Annotated in this window: 15 protein-coding genes; all 15 read right to left on the reverse strand. The window is 71.9% G+C overall.

Annotation, left to right across the window (positions count from 1 at the left end; translation table 11 throughout):
* Positions 1-189: 189 nt before the first annotated feature.
* Complete coding sequence (locus ABZW18_RS15305; protein WP_356187293.1) at positions 190-933, reverse strand: TetR/AcrR family transcriptional regulator; 744 nt, start codon at positions 931-933, stop codon at positions 190-192.
* The gene (locus ABZW18_RS15310; protein WP_356187296.1) at positions 930-1,745 is read right to left on the reverse strand and encodes an enoyl-CoA hydratase family protein; all 816 of its coding nucleotides are present in this window, start codon (positions 1,743-1,745) and stop codon (positions 930-932) included. Before ABZW18_RS15310 ends, ABZW18_RS15305 begins: the two co-directional genes overlap by 4 nt.
* On the reverse strand, positions 1,742-3,328 hold the full coding sequence (locus tag ABZW18_RS15315; protein WP_356187299.1) for a 4-coumarate--CoA ligase family protein: 1,587 nt from the start codon (positions 3,326-3,328) through the stop codon (positions 1,742-1,744). Before ABZW18_RS15315 ends, ABZW18_RS15310 begins: the two co-directional genes overlap by 4 nt.
* A 125-nt stretch (positions 3,329-3,453) precedes the next feature.
* Entirely contained in the window at positions 3,454-4,626 is a 1,173-nt protein-coding gene (locus tag ABZW18_RS15320; protein ID WP_356187301.1) for an acyl-CoA dehydrogenase family protein, read from the reverse strand.
* Positions 4,627-4,851: 225 nt separating this feature from the next.
* Entirely contained in the window at positions 4,852-6,813 is a 1,962-nt protein-coding gene (locus ABZW18_RS15325; protein ID WP_356187304.1) for a biotin carboxylase N-terminal domain-containing protein, read from the reverse strand.
* Positions 6,814-6,820: 7 nt separating this feature from the next.
* Positions 6,821-8,416, reverse strand: a complete 1,596-nt coding sequence (locus tag ABZW18_RS15330; protein WP_356187307.1) for a carboxyl transferase domain-containing protein — start codon at positions 8,414-8,416, stop codon at positions 6,821-6,823.
* Positions 8,413-10,092, reverse strand: a complete 1,680-nt coding sequence (locus ABZW18_RS15335) for an acyclic terpene utilization AtuA family protein (RefSeq protein WP_356187309.1) — start codon at positions 10,090-10,092, stop codon at positions 8,413-8,415. The genes ABZW18_RS15330 and ABZW18_RS15335 overlap by 4 nt, the downstream gene beginning before the upstream one ends.
* Positions 10,089-10,907 (reverse strand): TIGR03084 family metal-binding protein, encoded by an 819-nt coding sequence (locus ABZW18_RS15340; RefSeq protein WP_356187311.1) that lies wholly within the window; start codon positions 10,905-10,907, stop codon positions 10,089-10,091. The genes ABZW18_RS15335 and ABZW18_RS15340 overlap by 4 nt, the downstream gene beginning before the upstream one ends.
* 669 nt (positions 10,908-11,576) lie before the next feature.
* Positions 11,577-12,077 (reverse strand): hypothetical protein, encoded by a 501-nt coding sequence (locus tag ABZW18_RS15345; protein ID WP_356187314.1) that lies wholly within the window; start codon positions 12,075-12,077, stop codon positions 11,577-11,579.
* Positions 12,078-12,210: 133 nt separating this feature from the next.
* Entirely contained in the window at positions 12,211-12,408 is a 198-nt protein-coding gene (locus tag ABZW18_RS15350) for a hypothetical protein (RefSeq protein ID WP_356187317.1), read from the reverse strand.
* Entirely contained in the window at positions 12,405-12,839 is a 435-nt protein-coding gene (locus tag ABZW18_RS15355; protein WP_356187320.1) for a hypothetical protein, read from the reverse strand. The genes ABZW18_RS15350 and ABZW18_RS15355 overlap by 4 nt, the downstream gene beginning before the upstream one ends.
* Entirely contained in the window at positions 12,836-13,246 is a 411-nt protein-coding gene (locus ABZW18_RS15360) for a hypothetical protein (RefSeq protein ID WP_356187323.1), read from the reverse strand. The genes ABZW18_RS15355 and ABZW18_RS15360 overlap by 4 nt, the downstream gene beginning before the upstream one ends.
* Before the next feature lie 87 nt (positions 13,247-13,333).
* On the reverse strand, positions 13,334-14,176 hold the full coding sequence (locus ABZW18_RS15365; protein WP_356187326.1) for a helix-turn-helix transcriptional regulator: 843 nt from the start codon (positions 14,174-14,176) through the stop codon (positions 13,334-13,336).
* Positions 14,173-14,925: a DUF6879 family protein gene (locus tag ABZW18_RS15370; protein ID WP_356187329.1), complete on the reverse strand. Its 753-nt coding sequence runs from the start codon at positions 14,923-14,925 to the stop codon at positions 14,173-14,175. The genes ABZW18_RS15365 and ABZW18_RS15370 overlap by 4 nt, the downstream gene beginning before the upstream one ends.
* Before the next feature lie 304 nt (positions 14,926-15,229).
* Positions 15,230-18,157 carry an FAD-binding and (Fe-S)-binding domain-containing protein gene (locus tag ABZW18_RS15375; RefSeq protein ID WP_356187331.1) on the reverse strand — a complete coding sequence of 976 codons (2,928 nt, stop codon included), beginning with the start codon at positions 18,155-18,157 and terminating at the stop codon, positions 15,230-15,232.
* Between the last annotated feature and the right edge of the window lie 419 nt (positions 18,158-18,576).

An 18,576-nucleotide genomic window follows, 5' to 3' on the forward strand; every position in this document is an offset into this window, starting at 1 on the left:
GACGGTGACCGGGGCTCGACGGTGACCGGGGCTCGACGGTGACCGGGGCTCGACGGTGACCGGGGCTCGACGGTGACCGGGGCTCGACGGTGACCGGGGCTCGACGGTGACCGGCTCGATGGCAGCCGGTTGCGGTCGTAGCCGGGCTCGGTCGTAGCCGGGCTCGGTCCGGCAGGAGAAGGCCCTTCGCTACCGCAGCGGGCGCAGCACGTCGTCCAGGATGCGGGCCCACTGCTCGACCACCCCGTCGCGGCGCGCCTTGTCGTCGGTGAGGAGGTTCGCGAGGCCGAGCCCGCGGCCCATGTCCAGCAGCCCCTGGACGGTCTCACGCACCCCGGGCCCGCGCTCGTCCGCACCCAGTAGCTCCAGCGCCATCCGGTGGGTCTCCCTTCCGACGCGCGCCTCCAGGGCCGTCACCCGCTGCCTCAGCTGCTCCTCGTTCGAAGCCGCCATCCACAACTGGAGGGCGGCCCGGAACAGCGGGCCCGTGTAGAGGTCCACCAGCTCCTCGACGATGACCCAGGTGCGCGCGAAGCCGGGCGGCGGCAGGTCGCGGGTGAGAGCCCGAAGCGCGCCCGACCGTTTCTCGGCCACGTGCTCCACCGCCGCCGTGAACAGGTCCTCGCGGGTCGGGAAATGGTGCTGGGCCGCGCCGCGCGAGACGCCCGCCCGCTCGGCGACCACGGTGACCGTGCTGCCGCTCCAGCCGTGCTCGGCGAGGCAGGCCACGGCGGCCTCCAGCAGCCGCAGGCGGGTGGCGCGGCTGCGGTCCTGCTTGGGGCTGCGGTCCTGCTTGGCCCGGTCGGGCCGGGCTGCCCGGTCGGCCTCGCCGGACCCGTTGGCCTCGCCGGACCCGTTGGACCGGCCGGACCCGTTGGAACGGCCGGATTGGCTGGACTGGCCGGATTGGCTGGACTGGCTGGGGGTCGTCACCGCGCCCATGCGGGATCCCGCCGTTCCAGGAAGGCCGTCATGCCCTCGCGCGCCTCGTCCGAGGCGAAGAGCCGGGCGGACCGCGCGGCCAGGTCCTCCGTATCCCGGTCGAAGGTGCGCAGCACGTCCGCCGTGGTGAGCCGCTTGGCCTCGGCCAGCCCCTGGGGGGAGGCCCGGCGCAGGCCGTCGAGAATCGGGCCGAGCGCCTCGTCCACCTCGCCGTCCGTGGCCAGGGTGACCAGGCCGATACGGGCCGCCTCCGCCGCGTCGAAGCGCTCGCCCGTGAGGTAGTAGCGCCCTGCCGCCCGCGGATCCAGGCGGGGCAGCAGCGGCATCGAGATCACCGCGGGTGCCAGTCCGAGCCGGGCCTCGGTGACGGCGAAACTCGCGCCGGGCCCGGCGATCGCTATGTCGCAGGCGCCGAGCAGCCCGAGTCCGCCCGCCCGTACGTGTCCGGTCACCCGGGCGACGACCGGCTTCGGCAGCTCGACGACCCTGCGGAGGAGCGCTGTGAGGGCGAGGGGGCCGGAGGTGGGTGAGCCGGACGTGCTCGCCTCGGTGAGGTCGGCGCCCGCGCAGAAGGTGTTGCCGGTGTGGGTCAGCACGACCGCGCGCGTGTCCGGGTCCCTTTCCGCCGCGTCCAGTGCCTCCCCCAGCTCGCCTATGAGACGGGTGGACAGCGCGTTGCGGTTGTGCGGCGAGTCGAGGGTGAGGGTGGTGACGCCGCGCGCGGATGCGCGGCGCACCAGTTGCGGGGGTGCCTCGGTCGTGTGCACGGGCGCGTCGGCCCTGCCCTTGGGTGCTTCGGTCATGAGGGCGCTGAACTCCTTTCGCGGGCTCGCAGTTCGCGCCGGAGGATCTTGCCGCTGGCGGCGCGCGGCACCGCGTCCACGAACTCGACCCGGCGCACCTTCTTGTACGGGGCGACCCGCTCGGCAACGTACGCCATGACCTCGTCAGCGGTGATCTCCACCCCCCGCTGCGGGACGACGTACGCCTTGGGGATCTCGTTGCCGTCCCCGTCCATGACCCCGATGACGGCGGCGTCCGTGATGTGTTCGTGGGTCAGCAGCACCGCCTCCAGATCGGCCGGTGCCACCTGGTAGCCCTTGTACTTGATCAGCTCTTTGACCCGGTCGACCACATAGAGCCAGCCGTCGGCGTCGACGCGCCCGATGTCCCCGGTGTGCAGCCAGCCGTCCGTGTCGATCATCGCCGCCGTCGCGTCCGGCCGGCCCAGGTAGCCCTTCATCACCTGCGGGCCGCGGATGACCACTTCGCCTTCCGCGCCGGGGCCCAGATCCTTCGACGGGTCGTCCAGGCCGATGATCCGCATCTCGGTGCTCGGCAGCAGCCTTCCTGCGGTCCCGGGCGGCGCGTTCTGCTCCCCGCGCGGTACCGCGTGGGTGCCCGGGGAGAGTTCGGTCATGCCGTACGCCTGCATGACGGGCGGGATGCCGAGGCGGCTCGAGCAGGTTTCGGCCAGTTCGGCGTCGAGCGGGGCCGCGGCGCTGACGACGTACTCGAGGGATGAGAGGTCGTGGGCGGCGACCGCGGGGTGCTTGGCGAGTGCGAGCACGATGGGTGGCGCCACGAAGAGCGCGGTCACCCGGTGCTGCTCGATCGCGGACAGGAACTGTTCCAGGTCGAAGCGCGGCAGGACGACGACGGTCGAGCCGTTGCGGAGGGGGGCGTTCATCAGGGCCGTGAGGCCGTAGATATGGAAGAAGGGCAGTACGGCCAGGACCCGGTCGCCGGGGCCGCTGGGGTTCAGGGCGTGGAGTTGGGCGAGGTTGGTGGCGATGCTGCGATGGGTCAGCATCACGCCCTTGGGGGTGCCGGTGGTGCCGGAGGAGTACGGGAGCACGGCGATGTCCTCGGCCGGGTCGATGGTGACGGCCGGCTCGGGCGCGGTGGAGGCGAGCATGCCGAGGATGGAGCGGTGGCCCTCGGCGTCGTCGCAGACGAAGATCTCGGCGATGTCCGTGTCCGCAGCTTCCGCGGCTTTTCGGGCCGTGGGGAGGAGTACGGAGACGGTGACGATCCAGCGGGCTCCGGAGTCGCCGAGCTGTTGGCCGAACTCCTCGGCGGTGGCGAGCGGGTGGATCGTGGTGACGGTGGCGCCCGCACGCGTCGCGGCGTAGAAGACCGCTGGATAAGCGATGGTGTTCGGACTGTGCAGGGCCAGGACGTCGCCCTTGCGCAGGCCCGCCTCGGCGAGGGCGGCGGCGATCCGGCGGGTGAAGGTGTCGAGTTGTGCGTAGCTGAGGGTGGTGCCGTCGGAACCGTCGATCAGCGCGGGCAGGTCTCCGTACTCGGCTGCCCGGCCGAGTACGGCGTCGTGGATGGGGAGTTCGACGGCCGGGACATCGGCGTACACGCTGTGGAACACCATGGCGATCCCTTCTCGCTGCTCACTGCTCGCTCACTGCCCGTTTCTCGCTGTTCGTTCTTGCTGCTCGTCCATCGATGCTCGCTTGTCGCCTCTCACTCTTCCCGCGCCGCCCAGGATGGGGCATATCAGTACGACTTGGGGAGCCCCAGGGACTGGTGGGAGACGAAGTTGAGGATCATCTCGCGGCTGACCGGAGCGATCCGGGCGACCCGTGACGCGGTGATCATCGAAGCGAGGCCGTACTCGCGGGTGAGGCCGTTGCCGCCGAGGGTGTGAACCGCCTGGTCGACGGCGTTCGCCGCGGCTTCCGCGGCCGCGTACTTCGCCATGTTCGCGGCTTCGCCCGCGCCCAGGTCGTCGCCCGCGTCGTAGAGATGGGCGGCCTTCTGCGTCATCAGGCGCGCCAGTTCGAGCTCGATGTGCGCCTGGGCGAGGGGGTGGGCGATGGCCTGGTGGGCCCCGATCGGGTCCTTCCACACGGTGCGGGTGCGAGCGTATTCCACCGCCTTGGTGAGGGCGTGGCGGCCCATGCCGAGGGCGAAGGCGGCGGTCATGATGCGTTCGGGGTTGAGACCCGCGAACAGCTGGAGGAGGCCCGCGTCCTCGTCTCCGACCAGGGTGTCGGCGGGGAGGCGTACGTCGTCCAGGGTCAGCTCGAACTGCTTCTCCGGAGCGGCGAGTTCCATCTCGATGGGGTGGCGGGAGAAGCCGGGGGTGTCCCGGGGGACGATGAACAGGCAGGGCTTGAGCCTGCCTGTCCTCGAGTCCTCGGTACGGCCGACGATGAGCGTGGCGTCGGCGATGTCCACGCCCGAGATGAAGACCTTGCGCCCGGTGAGCAGCCAGTCGGCGTTCTCGTCGGTGCCGTCGCGGCGGGCGGTGGTGGTGATCCGGTGGGAGTTGGAGCCCGCGTCGGGCTCGGTGATGCCGAAGGCCATCTTGAGGGTGCCGTCGGAGAGGCCGGGGAGCCAGTGCCGCTTCTGGGCTTCCGTGCCGAAGCGGGCGATGACGGTGCCGCAGATGGCCGGCGAGACGACGAGCATGAGGAGCGGGCATCCCGCGGCACCGAGTTCTTCGAGCACGATGGACAGTTCCGCGATGCCGCCGCCTCCGCCGCCGTACGCGGTGGGGAGGTTGACGCCGAGGTAGCCGAGCTTCGCCGCCTCGGTCCAGAGCTCGTCCGTCTGCTTGTTGTCGCGGGCGACGGCGGCGAAGTACTCGCGACCGTAGCGGCCGCCCAGGGCTGCCACGGCGGCGCGTAGGTCTCGGTGCTCCTCGGTCTCGATGACGGGGCTCATGGGGCTCCTCCTCGGGCGGTACGCGGGCGGTACGTGAGCGGGATCCGGTGCGGTGCCTTGCGGTGCGGTGTCTTGTGTGCGGTGGTGCCTTGCGGTGCCGTGCCTGGTGGTGCGGGCCGTGTTGTGCCGTGCCGTGCCGTGCCGTGCCTTGCGTGCGGTGCCGTGCCGTGTCCGGTGTCAGGGGCCCTGTCCGGTGCCAGGGGCGTGACGAGGTGGCGGCGCTGTCTACGCCGGGTCGTCCGAGACGACAGCCAGCAGCGCTCCGACTTCGACCTGATGGCCCGGGGCCGCGTGCAGCGCCGTGAGCGTGCCGGCGGTGGGCGCGGACACGCGGTGCTCCATCTTCATCGCCTCCAGCCAGAGCAGCGGCTGACCGGCCTCGACGCGGTCGCCGACCGCGATCTCCCCGACCCGGATCACCGTGCCGGGCATCGGCGCGAGGAGCGAGCCCGGTTCGGTGTGCGCGGTGGGGTCCGGGAAGCGGGGAAGCGCGGTGAAGGCGTGGGCGCCGAGCGGTGAGTCGACGTGGATCCGGGTGCCGTACGTGGCGACGTCGAATGCGCGGCGTACGCCGTTCAGTTCGAGTACGGCGCGGTCGGCGGCGGTCGCGAGCACCCGTACGTCGGGGAAGTCGTCGGCCGCCAGTCCGTCGCGGGTGAGGCGGTAGCGGACCTCGTGCTCCGTGCCGTCGGGTTCGGACCGGTAGCCCTTGGACTGGGGCTGGGAAGGCACATTGCGCCAGCCGCCGAAGCGGGACCTGCCCGACGTATCGGCCAGGGCGGCGGCGAGGGCCGAGAGACGGACGGCCTCCTGGTCGGCCTCGGGCACCGTCAGCGCGGCGCGATGACGGTCGTAGAAGCCGGTGTCCACGCGCGCGGACACGAAATCGGGGTGGCGCAGCGAGCGTACGAGCAGGTCGCGGTTGGTGACCGGGCCGTGGATACGGGCGCGTTCCAGGGCGGCGGCGAGCTTGCGCACCGCTTCGGCGCGCGTCGGGGCCCAGGCGATGACCTTCGCGAGCATCGGGTCGTAGTGGACGCCGATCGTGTCACCGCCGGTGACGCCCGCGTCCAGGCGGAGGCCCGGGGAACCGGGGATGTCGATGCGGTGGAGCAGGCCCGTCTGCGGCTGCCAGTCGCGCGCCGGGTCCTCCGCGTAGAGACGGGCCTCCACGGCGTGGCCGGCCGGCGCCGGGGGCTCGGCGGGGAGCGGATCGCCTTCGGCGATACGGAGTTGGAGGGCCACGAGGTCGACGCCGTGGACGCATTCGGTGACCGGGTGCTCGACCTGCAGCCGGGTGTTCATCTCCAGGAAGTACGGGCGGCCGTCGGAGGAGACGAGGAACTCGACCGTGCCCGCGCCCGTGTAGCCGATGGTGCGGGCGGCTTCGGTGGCCGCGTCGTGGAGGGTGCGGCGCAGTTCCTCCGTCAGCCCGGGGGCCGGCGCCTCCTCGATCACCTTCTGGTGGCGGCGCTGGAGGGAGCAGTCGCGGGTGCCCAGTGCCCAGACCGTGCCGTGGGTGTCGGCCAGGATCTGCACCTCGACATGGCGGCCTCGCTCCACGTACGGCTCGGCGAAGACCTCGCCGTCCCCGAAGGCGGAGGCGGCTTCGGCGCTTGCGGCCGCCAGTTCGGCGGGCAGTGCGTCGAGTCGGTGTACGAGGCGCATGCCGCGGCCACCGCCACCCGCCGCCGCCTTCACCAGAAGGGGGAGGTCCGCGTCGGTGGCCTCTTCCGGCCGTACCGGTGTCAGCAGGGGGACTCCTGCCGCGGCCATGAGCTCCTTCGCGCGGGTCTTGGACGCCATCGCCTCGATCGCCTCGGGCGGCGGGCCGATCCAGGCCAGGCCCGCGTCCGTGACGGCGCGGGCGAACTCGGCGTTCTCGGAGAGGAAGCCGTAGCCGGGGTGCACGGCGTCCGCACCCGTCGCGAGGGCCGCCTTCACGATGAGGTCGGCGCGCAGATAGGTGTCGGCGGGCGCGTTGCCGGTCAGGCGTACCGCCGCGTCCGCCTCCCGTGTGTGGAGGGCGTCGGCGTCGGCGTCGGAGTGGACGGCGACCGTGGCGATGCCCAGCTCGCGGCAGGTGCGGAAGACGCGGCGAGCGATCTCGCCGCGGTTGGCGACGAGGAGGGATTCGATACGGGCGTGCGCGAGGCGGGGGCGCGCAATACGGGGGTGCGGGGTCATTTCTGCCTCACATCCGGAAGACGCCGAAGCCGCGGGCGCCTTCGACGGGGGCGTTGTGGATCGCGGAGAGGCACAGTCCGAGGACGGTGCGGGTGTCGCGCGGGTCGATGACACCGTCGTCGTAGAGCCGTCCGGACAGGAACATCGGCAGGGACTCGGACTCGATCTGCTGCTCGACCATGGTGCGGAGGGTGGCGTCGGCCTCGTCGTCGTACGGGCGGCCCTTGGCCGCCGCGGAGGCGCGGGCGACGATGGAGAGGACGCCGGCCAGTTGCTGCGGGCCCATGACGGCCGACTTGGCGCTGGGCCAGGCGAACAGGAAGCGCGGGTCGTACGCCCGGCCGCACATGCCGTAGTGCCCGGCGCCGTAGGAGGCGCCCAGGAGGACGGAGAGGTGGGGGACGCGCGAGTTCGAGACCGCATTGATCATCATCGCTCCGTGCTTGATGATGCCGCCCTGCTCGTACTCCTTGCCGACCATGTAGCCCGTGGTGTTGTGGAGGAAGAGGAGCGGGATGTCGCGCTGGTTGGCGAGCTGGATGAACTGGGCCGCTTTCTGGGACTCGGCGCTGAACAGGACGCCCTGGGCGTTGGCGAGGATGCCGACCGGGTAGCCGTGCAGGCTCGCCCAGCCGGTGGCCAGGCTCGGACCGTAGAGAGGCTTGAACTCGTCGAAGTCCGAGGCGTCGACGATCCGGGCGATCACCTCGCGCGGGTCGAAGGGGACCTTGAGGTCGCCGGGGACGATGCCGAGGAGTTCGTCCTCGTCGTACTTGGGGGGCTGCGCGGGCGGTGTTTCGGGGTGAGCCTTGCGCCAGTTGAGCCGGGCGATCACGCGGCGGGCCTGACGGAGAGCGTCGGGCTCGTCCAGCGCGAAATAGTCGGCGAGGCCGGAGGTACGGGCGTGCATCTCGGCGCCGCCGAGGGACTCGTCGTCGCTCTCCTCGCCGGTGGCCATCTTGACCAGCGGGGGGCCTCCGAGGAAGACCTTGGAGCGCTCCTTGACCATGATCACGTGGTCGGACATGCCGGGGATGTACGCGCCGCCGGCCGTGGAGTTCCCGAACACGACGGCGAGGGTGGGGATACCGGCGGCGGAGAGGCGGGTGAGGTCCTTGAACAGCGCCCCGCCGGGGATGAAGATCTCCTTCTGGCTGGGCAGGTCCGCACCGCCGGACTCGACGAGGCTGACCAGCGGCAGCCGGTTGTCGAGAGCGATCTCGTTGGCGCGGAGGGCCTTGTTGAGGGTCCAGGGGTTGCTGGCTCCGCCGCGTACGGTCGGATCGCTGGAGGTGATCAGGCACTCGACGCCCTCGATGACGCCGATCCCGGTGACGAGCGAGGCACCGACCTGGTAGTCGCTGCCCCAGGCGGCGAGCGGGGACAGTTCGAGGAAGGGCGTGTCGGGGTCGAGCAGCAGCTCGACCCGCTCACGGGCGAGGAGCTTGCCGCGCTCCCGGTGGCGGGCGACATACTTCTCGCCCCCTCCGGCCGCCGCCTTGCCATGCTCGGTCTCGAGGTCGGCGAGCTTGCCGAGCATCGCCTTGCGATGGGCGGTGTATTCGGCGCTCGTGAGGTCGAGAGCGGACGCGAGCACGGTCACAACAGCACCTCCGGGATGTCCGTATGGCGGGAGCGCAGCCACTCCCCCAGGGCCTTGGCCTGCGGGTCGAAGCGGGCCTGCGAGGCGACGCCTTCGCCGAGCAGACCGTCGATGGTGAAGTTGAGCGCGCGGAGGTTGGGGAGTACATGGCGTTCAACTGGCAGATCACGCACTTCGGGTGACAGATGACGAAATCTGTCAGCGGTCAGATGATGGGCCATCCATCGCCACGCGTCGTCGGTGCGCGCCCAGACGCCGACGTTCGCACTGCCACCCTTGTCCCCACTGCGCGCTCCGGCGACCAGACCCAGCGGCGCCCGGCGCGTGGGGCCCGGGGGCAACGGCTCGGGCAGCGGCGGCTGTTCGACCTCGGTGAGCTGGCTGGTCACCGCGGGCGAGGGTACGGAAATCCGGCGGCCGTCCGGCAGAACCGCGGCGTGCGGAACGATGTCCGCGTCGACGTGGACGGCTTCGAAGACTCCGTACGGGGCGCCCTTGCCGGGCGGGGCCGTGAGGTGGAAGCCCGGGTAGCTGGCCAGGCCGAGTTCGACGGCCGCGCTGCTCACGGTTCTTCCGACCGCCTCGGGGTCCGGGTCGCGCACCACCAGACGCAGCAGCGCGCTCGCCTCCTCCTCGACTTCCGCGTCGGCCCGGTCCGTACGGGCCAGGGTCCACCGGACCTCGGCCGGGCCGCGTTTGGCGAGGGCACGCTCCATCTGGTCCCGTACGAGAGCGGCCTTGGCCTCGATGTCCAGGCCGGTGAGGACGAAGACGACTTCGTTGCGCCAGCCGCCGATGCGGGTCAGGCCGGTCTTGAGGGCCGGGGGCGGCGCCTCGCCGCGTACGCCGTCGATGCCGACCCGGTCCGGTCCGAGCGAGGTGAGCCTGACGGTGTCCAGACGGGCGGTCACATCGGGTCCGGCATAGCGCGCGCCGGCGGTCTCGTAGAGCAGTTGTGCGGTGACCGTGCCCACCGTCACCGCGCCGCCCGTGTCCGGATGCTTGGTGATGACCGAGGAGCCGTCGGCGTTGATCTCGGCGATCGGGAAGCCGGGCCGGCGGACGTCGTGGTCGGTGAAGAACGCGTAGTTGCCGCCCGTCGCCTGGGCCCCGCACTCCAGGACGTGGCCCGCGACCACGGCTCCGGCGAGGGCGTCCCGGTCCCGCTCCGTCCAGCCGAAGTGGGCGGCGGCGGGCCCGGTGACGAGGGCGGCGTCCGTGACCCGCCCGGTGACCACCACATCGGCGCCCGCGCGGAGGCACTCGGCGATGCCCGCGCCACCCAGGTACGCGTTGGCGGTGAGGACTCCCGGGCCCCAGCCGCGGTCCAGCAGGTCGTCACCCTCGACATGAGCGACGCGTACGGGTACGCCGACACGTTCGGCCAGCTCGCGGATGGCGCCGGCGAGGGCGGACGGATTGAGGCCGCCCGCGTTGGTGACGATCCGCACTCCGCGGTCGGCGGCGAGACCGAGACCCTCCTCGAGCTGGCGGAGAAAAGTTCTCGCATAGCCCAGGGCAGGGTCCTTGGCGCGGTCGCGGCCGAGGATCAGCATGGTCAGCTCGGCGAGGTAGTCCCCGGTGAGGATGTCGAGCTGTCCGCCGGTGAGCATCTCCCGTACGGCCTCGAAACGGTCGCCGTAGAAGCCGGAGGCGTTGCCCACGCGCAGGGTCATGCGCCGCCCCCGGCCGTCGCTGCGGCAGTCCCGCCGGAGGGCTCGCGCCCCTGGCCGGGCGGGCCGGCGAAGGACTGGGCGATGTCCAGCCAGCGGTCGGCGTCCGGCCCTTCGGCGCGTACGGCAAGATCGGCGCGGTGCGCGCGCTGGGTGACCAGCAGGCAGAAGTCGAGTGCGGGGCCCGTCACGCGCTGGGCGGCGTCCTCCGGCCCGTAGGTCCAGATCTCCCCGTCCGGCCCCGCGAGTTCGACGCGGAACTCCTCCGCCGGCGCCTCCAGGCTCCGCGCGGCGAAGGCGAAGTTCCGCGCCCGCACCCCGATCCGGGCCACATGGCGCAACCGGGCCGTGGGCACCCGCTCCACTCCCAGCGCGTCCGCGACATCCTGCCCGTGCGCCCAGGTCTCCATCAGCCGCCCGGTCGCCATCGACGCCACGCTCATGGGCGGCCCGTACCAGGGAAGCCGTACGTCCCACGGGTGCTCCGAGAGGGCCCACTGCACCGCCAGACGCCCGTCCCGCCATCGCTCCAGCAGCTCGGCGGGCGGCGCCGCCGCGCCCCGCTCGGCGGCCTCGTCCACAAAAGTGCCGGGCGAGGCCAGCGCCTTCTCGACCTGCCGGTTGAAGTCCTCGGGGTCGGTGGCCGCCAGCACCGCCTGCTCGTCGGTCCACGCCAGATGCGCGATCTGGTGCGCGATGGTCCACCCGGGCGCGGGGGTCGGTTCGGCCCATCTCCCGGGCGCGAGCCCGGCCACGAGCCCGTCGAGCTCGTCGCCCTCGTTGAGCAGATCGTCGAGCACGTCTCCGGGGTCGGACACGGGTGCGCTCCCTTCGCCGGTTGACGCATCGTCAGAGCGTCCCGATTCCTCAGAGCGTGGCAGCGAGCGAAGAAACAATCAAGCGTGATTGCATTATTTTTTACGCACGGCGCGGCGCGGACCGCGCCGTAGGTGACGATGTCGCCGCCGGACGGGCAGGCTTCACCCGGCAGCCCCTCGCCCGGTGGTCGATCCGGACTTCCATCGCCGCCCGGACTTGATCAACAAGGGTGGGCAACGGGACCCGAACGGATCAGTTGACCCGCTTCGACCTGCGACGATGCGGCATGCCGGGTCAATCGGGTGCAGTCCGATGACGCTACATCCGGGCCAGGGTGTCCATCGCGTTACTGGTCGGCAGGGCCCCGGCCATCCGCCACGGGGGGAGCGACAGCCGGGGCAGATCGAGGCGCGCTATGAAGCGATACCCGTTCCGCCACACCGGCGGCACGGGACCGTGTAGCGAGTCCCGTGTTTGTCGACGATGACGGTGGCCGTCATTCCGCGGCGCCTGGTACACCGACAAGCGTTGCCGGGCCTGGGGTTGGGGGCCTGGAGCTTCTGCACGTACTGCACGAGATCAGACCACTGTGGATTGACCCACTGTGCCACGCTGACCACCTCCTGTGACGATGGTAGAAGCGCGGTGCCCTGCCCGTCACCGCTTCGTCAGTTCGGGCCACTGTTGGAACAGTCGCCGGTGCATGAGCCGTTGGGGCCCGGCGGGGAGTGCTCACAGTTGGCCGAGACGGGGATCGACTCGTCGGTCGGCGCCGGCCACAGCGTGAGATCCGGCTCGTACCCGGCATCCACGATGGCCTGCTGCGTGCGGTCGAGCGCGGCCGGGTCGTGCCGGATGGGGTCGGCTCGCTCGGGCACGTGGTGGACGAACCGGCCGAGTCGCTCGCACAGGCGGGCGTAGACGCCCGTGTGGAGGATGAGGGCGTGCCAGCCCTCATCGACCACCCGAGACGGGTTCAGCCCGCCGCCGCGAGTGACGGCGCAAGCGGCCATGAACTTGAGCGCCTCCTCGACGATGCGCTCGGCGACGTCGGCCGCCATGTCCGGGTTGTTGTCCTGGACGGTGGCGGTGACGTCGGCGAACTCGGCGTCAGTGATGAGGCTCCGAGCCCCGGCGTGTAATGCCAGTCGCTCTGTGGAAGTTGGCATGTGCCCTCCGATGGTTGGTCTTGCTTCGGGGGTGGACCCGCCCCGGCCGCTCTGGTTGGGACCGCGCGGCCGGGGCGGGGATCTATGGGGACCGCCGACGGTGGGTGGCTCGCCGTCCCGCCCGCGGTCCCGCTCACGGGGGCGCGTACTCATTCCCGGGGGCGCGCGCCATCTCGAAGGCCGCCATGGGCGACAGCTGCCGGGGGAAGTGCGGTGCGCAGACGGAGCAGGCGTAGTGCCTGCGTCCCGGGCCGGTCGCCCCGTGTTCGTCCCGTACCAGGACCGGTTTGTCGGTGGAGGTCTGGCAGCGCACGCAGATTTGGTTCGTCATCCGAAGGCCTCCGCCGGGAGTCTGCCGCCGGGGCCGAAGGCGGCGCCGAGGGCGGCCGGGTCGGTCAGCCGTCCGGAGCCGTCCGGCTTCTCCAGCCAGCCGCGGCCCGACACCGGGCGGTCGAGGGGTGGGCAGTGCAGCAGCCATCCGGTGGGCCGCACGGTGAGCGTGGCCCAGTCGGCGAGCTGCTGCTCTGCGCCGCGGGTGACGAGCCACCATGCGCGTTGCGTGTCGGGGTGGACCAGGACGGGGCCGAGTTGGCCGGTACGGCCGAGGCGCTCCATCGCGTCGAGGCTGCGCCTGAGGTCCGCCTCGACGACGTCCCACAGCCGGGAGGGGATCGCGGCGAGGTTGTCGTTTGCCCACGCGCGGCGGACGCCCGCGGGTTGGGGTGCGGAGTGAGCGAGCCACACAGCGCCGGCGGCGTTCACGCGGCGGCCCGTAGTTCGGCGAGCAGCTCGCGCAGTAACTGTGGGCGGACGAGCCGGGGCGTACAGGAGCTGGGCGGTTCGAGCCAGTGCACGCCACTGGTGTCCGCGTCGAGGCTGCCTGGCATGCCGACGTAGCAGCACTCCCCGAGTGCCTCGGTGCCCGGCACCGTCCACCGGTCGGAGGTGTGCGGCGGGACGAGGAAGTACGTTTTCCGGACCGGGCCGAGCGGGTCGCAGACAACCGGCCCGATGGGCCCGTCGACTGCGGCGCGCAGCAGCTCGACGAGCCGGAGCCCGGTGTCGCCCTCGACAGCGATGGCGTCCCACCAGCGGCCGGCGCGGACCGCATCGAGGACGTGTCTGGGTGGCAGCCACTCAGGCCGCGGATTGTGTGTCCCTGTGCCCATGAACAGGACCGTAGAAAAGTCCTCGAATCAGAGGCGCGCCTGATTCTCGAATATTCTCCGGCCTCGTCCGGTGATTCTCCGATGTGCTCACGCGAGGTCGAGTTGTGCCCTCGCGCGGGTGATGAGGCGGTGAGCCTTGGGCCCGTACACGGCCGAGCTACTCAGCAGCTCCCACACCTTGAGGTACAGGGCGACGTTCTCGGCATCGTCCAGCCACAGTTCAGCGTGCCAGTCCTCGGCGATGACGAGCCGCTCGTCATAGATCCAGAAGCCGTTGGCCGGGGGGATCTTCACCGGGGCGCCGAAGGGCACGATGCCCAGCGACACCGTGTCGAGACCAAACACACCGGACAACCGGTCGAGCTGGGCGGCCAGTACCGACGGCGGGCAGATCGCCGTGTGGAGCGCTGCCTCCCCCATGACGATATGGAAGGTGCGGCCCGGCTGGTACAGCGTCTCTTGGCGGCGCAGGCGGGCGCGGACGGCTGCCTCGGTGTCCCGCACGGACTGGTGGAGGTCGGCGTACCGGGTGAAGACGTGCCGGGCGTAGTCGGCTGTCTGGAGCATGCCGACGACCATCGCGCCTTCCCATGCCCGGAGGGTGCTGGAGCGCTCGTACTCGACGCTGAGAATGTCCTGCACCGGACGGTGGCCGGCGGCGAGTTGACGGCGCCAGGACCTGGAGCGTGATTCGAGGCCCTGTACCCGGGCGCGGAGCTCTGGAGTGGCTTCGGGGTGTCCGACGCCCTCAGCCCACGCGCTGAGGTCTTCGACCGTGGCGGTCTGCCTGCCGGTCTCCAGCTTCGACACCTTCGACTGTGTCCAGCCGAGCCGCTCGGCAAGGTCCCGGCCGGTGAGCCCGGCCTCGGTGCGCAGCTCGCGCAACCGCGCACCGAGGGAGACTCGAGCCTGCTGGAAATCGGTCGTCACACGGTCGAAGTTACCTGCGCTGCAAACTCACCGTGAGGCTTCGCGAGGTGCCAGGCAGCATCGCGGGCCTGGCAGTACCGCAGGACGTCGACAGGGTTGGTCACCAACTCGACGCCGGTCATGCCGTCGCCCTGGTCGAAGTGGAGAAGCGCCACGACGCGTGAGTCGAACAGCCAGAAGTCCTCGGCCGGCAGGCGCAGACTGTCGGCGTCGCTCCGGGCGAGATTGCGGATGTCCTCGCCCACGGCCGCATTCCGCCGGGCGTTGTCGAGGAGGTAGAGCTGCCCCGGGGTGGCCGGGCTGTCCACGATGCGCACCCGCTCGAACCGCTTGCCCTGCGCGGACTGCTGACGGCGCGAGACGCACCATGGGTCCTCAAGGTCCCAGGCCACCCTCTCGCCGCGGGCGAACTGCTGATAGGTGTCGGTGTCCTCATCCGAGGCGTAGCGACGGCGGGTCTCCAGCCGCCATGCGCTGTGCGCAAAGGTCTCGAACATGCCGTCGAACTCGTCGAAGCTGATGAACTGCGGCACGTGTACGGGTTCCTTCGGGCCGAAGTTGGCCAGGAGTTCGCGGGGGACGGTGACGAAGCCTTCGCCGGGCTTGACGTTACGTAGCTGGGCCAGCTCGGCGGGGTCGGTTACGGCGTCGCCCTGTACGAGGTAGTCGCCGGAATCCTCGACCTCGTAGAGCGTGGGGCATCCGTTGTTGCCGGAGTTCGTACCGACCATGCGAAGCCTGCGTGCCACGGTGTCCGCCCTTCCGAGCCGGTTGAGTTACCAGGATGCTTCGCACCGTAGCGGCGGGGAAGGGCGCGCCTCCAGCAGAACGAGGAAACCCGCGATCGTCGGCGTGCGCAGCCATGATGAACACGAAAGCGCCCCCTGGCCTCCCGGAGGAGCAAGGGGCCGTTTTGCTGCGCGGGGTCAGGCAATAGCAGCCCAGCAGCAGCTGTCCGCGACGTTGCTGCCCAGGGTGAGGTTCGCCGACTGCGAAGGCTGTCGCTGCGCGCCCGCCGCAGCCGACGGAAGACCGTGTCGCGCGCCGGCGCGGCTACAGCCCTTCGGCGAGCACCTCGGCGAGGTGACGGCCCTTGCGCTCGCCCAGCTGGGCGAGCTGCGTACGGCAGGAGAAGCCATCCGCCAGGATCTCCGCGTCCGGCGCCGCGCCGCGAACGGAAGGCAGCAGCTGCTCCTCCGCGCAGGCCACCGACACCTCGTAGTGGCCGCGTTCGAAGCCGAAGTTGCCCGCCAGTCCACAGCAGCCGCCGCTCAGCCCGCCCGTCAGTCCCGCCCGTTCACGGAGCTTCCGCTCCGCCTCGTCGCCGAGGACCGCGTGCTGGTGGCAGTGCGTCTGACCGGCAACGGGGCGGTCCAGATGCGGCGGCTGCCAGTCCGGGGCGTACTGGTCGAGAGCCTGGGCGAAGGTGACGGTGGACGCGGCCAGCCGCGCCGCCCGCGGGTCGTCCTCGCCGGCCAGCTCCGGAAGGTCGGTGCGCAGCGCGGCCGTGCAGCTCGGTTCGAGGCCGACCACGGGGAGGCCCGCGTCCAGCGCGGGGGCCATCACATCGAGCGTGCGCCGCATGACCTTGCGCGCGCGGCCGAGCTGTCCGGTCGACACCCAGGTCAGCCCGCAGCACACCGGCTTCGGCGGTACGACCACACGCAGCCCGGCTGCCTCCAGCACCGCCACGGCGGACGTTCCGGCGGACGGGGAGAGGTAGTTGGTGAAGGTGTCCGGCCACAGGACGACGGTGGGGCGACGCTCCTGATCCGAGTCGGAGCCCTGCCCCTGCCCCGATCCCGGCGCCCGAGCGCCCTCTCCCGGCCATGCCGCACCCGCCTCGCTCCCCGAGCCCCGCGCCGCCTTCGCGCGCTTGCGCCACCAGCGGGTGAACGGCTCCGGTGCGAGCTCGGGGATCGTCCGCTCGGGCGCGATCCCGCCGGCCCGCTTCGCCATCGCGGCCAGCGGCCCGGCCCCGGCCAGCCTGTTGAGCAGCGGTGCGGCCGGCGCCCCGGCCCGCAGCCAGACCGGCAGCCATCCCATCGCGTAGTGCGCCGCGGGCCGCACCCGGCCCGCGTAGTGGTGGTGCAGGAACTCCGCCTTGTACGTGGCCATGTCCACCCCCACCGGGCAGTCGCTGCGGCACCCCTTGCAGCTCAGGCACAGGTCCAGCGCCTCGTGGACCTCCTCGGAACGCCAGCCGTCGCGCACCACCTCGCCGGCGAGCATCTCGTGCAGCAGTCGCGCGCGCCCGCGCGTGGAGTGCTGTTCCTCCCCCGTCACCCGGAACGACGGGCACATCACCTGCGAGCCCGTTACCGACGTGTTGCGGCACTTGGCGACGCCGACGCACCTTCGGACAGCGGCCGAGAAGTCCCCGCCGTCCTGCGGATAGCCGAAGGCGACATCCACCGGCTCCCTGGGCAGCACCTCGAAGCGGAGATTCTCGTCGAGCCGGTGCGGCCGGGCGAGCATGCCCGGATTCATCCCGTTCGAGGGATCCCACAGGTCCTTGAAGTCCTCGAAGGCCCGGACCATGTCCGGCCCGTACATCCGTGGCAGCAGCTCCGCGCGCGCCTGGCCGTCGCCGTGCTCCCCCGACAGAGAGCCGCCGTGCTCGACGACCAGTCCGGCCAAGTCGTACGAGAAGTCCCGGAAGCGCCGCACTCCCTCCTCGCTGAGCAGGTCGAAGTCGATCCGGATGTGGATGCAGCCGTCGCCGAAGTGCCCGTACGGCGTGCCGCGCAGCCCGTGCTGCGCCATCAGCCCGCGGAAGTCGCGCAGATAGCCGCCCAGCCGGGCCGGCGGCACGGCGCAGTCCTCCCAGCCGGGCCACGCCTCGCTGCTGACCTCCGCGCCCGGAAGGTGCAGCCTGGTCGCCGTGCCCGAGGCGTCCTCGCGGATACGCCACAGCGCGCGCTGCTCGGCCGGGCCGGTGACCACGGCGCGGTCCGTGGTGCCGTCCGCGACCGCCCGGCACAGCCCCTCCGCCGCTGCCCGCGCCTCGCCCGCCGTGTCCCCGCCCATCTCGACGAACAGCCAGGCGCCGCCCTTCGGCAGCCGTTCCGCCGCCATGCCCGGCACGAGATCGGAAGCCATGCCCTCGACGGTGAGCGGCCCGTACGGCAGCACGGTGTGCGCGGCGTCGGCGGCCGCGCTCTCGTCCTCGTAGCCCAGCACCGCGAGCACGCGCGCGTGGGGCGACGGCACGAGCCGTACGGTCGCCTCGGTGAGCACGCCGAGCGTCCCCTCGCTGCCGGTGAAGGCCCGCGCCCAGTCCGGGCCGTTCTCCGGCAGCAGCGAGTCGAGCGCATAGCCGGAGATACGGCGCGGCAGCTCGGGGAAGCCGGTGCGGAGCAGGGCGAGGCGGGAGGACACCAGGGCCTCGGCCCCGTCCCGCAGCCGCGCCGGAAGACCCGCCGTACGGTCCTCTCCACGGCCGAGCCGCACCCGCTCGCCGCCGTAGGCCAGCACGTCCAGCTCGTGCACGTTGTCGGCCGTGGTCCCCCAGGCGACCGAGTGCGAGCCGCAGGAGTTGTTGCCGATCATGCCGCCGAGCGTGCAGCGGCTGTGCGTGGAGGGGTCGGGGCCGAAGGTCAGCCCGTGCCGGGCCGCTGCCGCCCGCAGGTCGTCGAGGATCACTCCGGGCTGGACGACGGCCGTCCGCGCCTCCGGATCGACCGAGACGATGCGGTCCATGTGGCGGGTGAAGTCCAGCACCACGCCCACGCCCGTCGCCTGCCCGGCGATCGACGTCCCGGCACCGCGCGGCAGCACCGGCAGCCCGTACTCGCGGCAGACGGCGAGCGCGGCCGCGACGTCGTCGGCGTCGCGTGGCACCACGACCGCGTCCGGCACCCGCCGGTAGTTCGAGGCGTCCATGGTCATCAGCGCCCGGCTGCCGGCATCGAAGGAGACCTCGCCGCGCACCTGTGCGCGCAGCGCGGCGGCCGCATCCCGGGAGATCCCAGTGTCCATGCGCCCAGCCTGCCCGAAACCCGGCCGCCCTCACCCGCCGGAGCGCTGAAAGATCCCGGAGACGTCGGGGGAGGTCCGACCGCTGCCGGGACGGCGGAGTCGCCGAGGTACTGGCCAGGAGCGGGCGCCGCCGGGGCCGGGGGCGCACCTCGTCCCCGCCCGTGCATACGAAGAGGACCACCGGGACCTCGTCCCCGCCCGTGCATACGAAGGGGACCATCGGGACCTCGTCCCCGCCCGTGTGGCCGAAGGGGACCACCGGTGTCGCCGGCCCCGCTGCGAACGCCGCGCTCCGCCGAAAGCGGCTCCCTCCGCACGGGGCCATCCGGAGCCCCAGGCTCCGCCGCGGTGGCTCGCCAGACGGGCAGCGCGCGTCTCATCCGGTGGACGGGGGTCCGGACGCGCCGTCCGGACGGATT

This window comes from Streptomyces sp. NPDC004647, assembly GCF_040609575.1.
Lineage (GTDB): Bacteria > Actinomycetota > Actinomycetes > Streptomycetales > Streptomycetaceae > Streptomyces.

Bases quoted from the DNA above. Each gene is read 5' to 3' on its own strand.
- ABZW18_RS15310 (WP_356187296.1), bottom strand. From the start codon at position 1,745: ATGACCGAAGCACCCAAGGGCAGGGCCGACGCGCCCGTGCACACGACC.
- ABZW18_RS15315 (WP_356187299.1), bottom strand. From the start codon at position 3,328: ATGGTGTTCCACAGCGTGTACGCCGATGTCCCGGCCGTCGAACTCCCC.
- ABZW18_RS15320 (WP_356187301.1), bottom strand. From the start codon at position 4,626: ATGAGCCCCGTCATCGAGACCGAGGAGCACCGAGACCTACGCGCCGCC.
- ABZW18_RS15325 (WP_356187304.1), bottom strand. From the start codon at position 6,813: ATGACCCCGCACCCCCGTATTGCGCGCCCCCGCCTCGCGCACGCCCGT.
- ABZW18_RS15335 (WP_356187309.1), bottom strand. From the start codon at position 10,092: ATGACCCTGCGCGTGGGCAACGCCTCCGGCTTCTACGGCGACCGTTTC.
- ABZW18_RS15345 (WP_356187314.1), bottom strand. From the start codon at position 12,077: ATGCCAACTTCCACAGAGCGACTGGCATTACACGCCGGGGCTCGGAGC.
- ABZW18_RS15350 (WP_356187317.1), bottom strand. From the start codon at position 12,408: ATGACGAACCAAATCTGCGTGCGCTGCCAGACCTCCACCGACAAACCG.
- ABZW18_RS15360 (WP_356187323.1), bottom strand. From the start codon at position 13,246: ATGGGCACAGGGACACACAATCCGCGGCCTGAGTGGCTGCCACCCAGA.
- ABZW18_RS15375 (WP_356187331.1), bottom strand. From the start codon at position 18,157: ATGGACACTGGGATCTCCCGGGATGCGGCCGCCGCGCTGCGCGCACAG.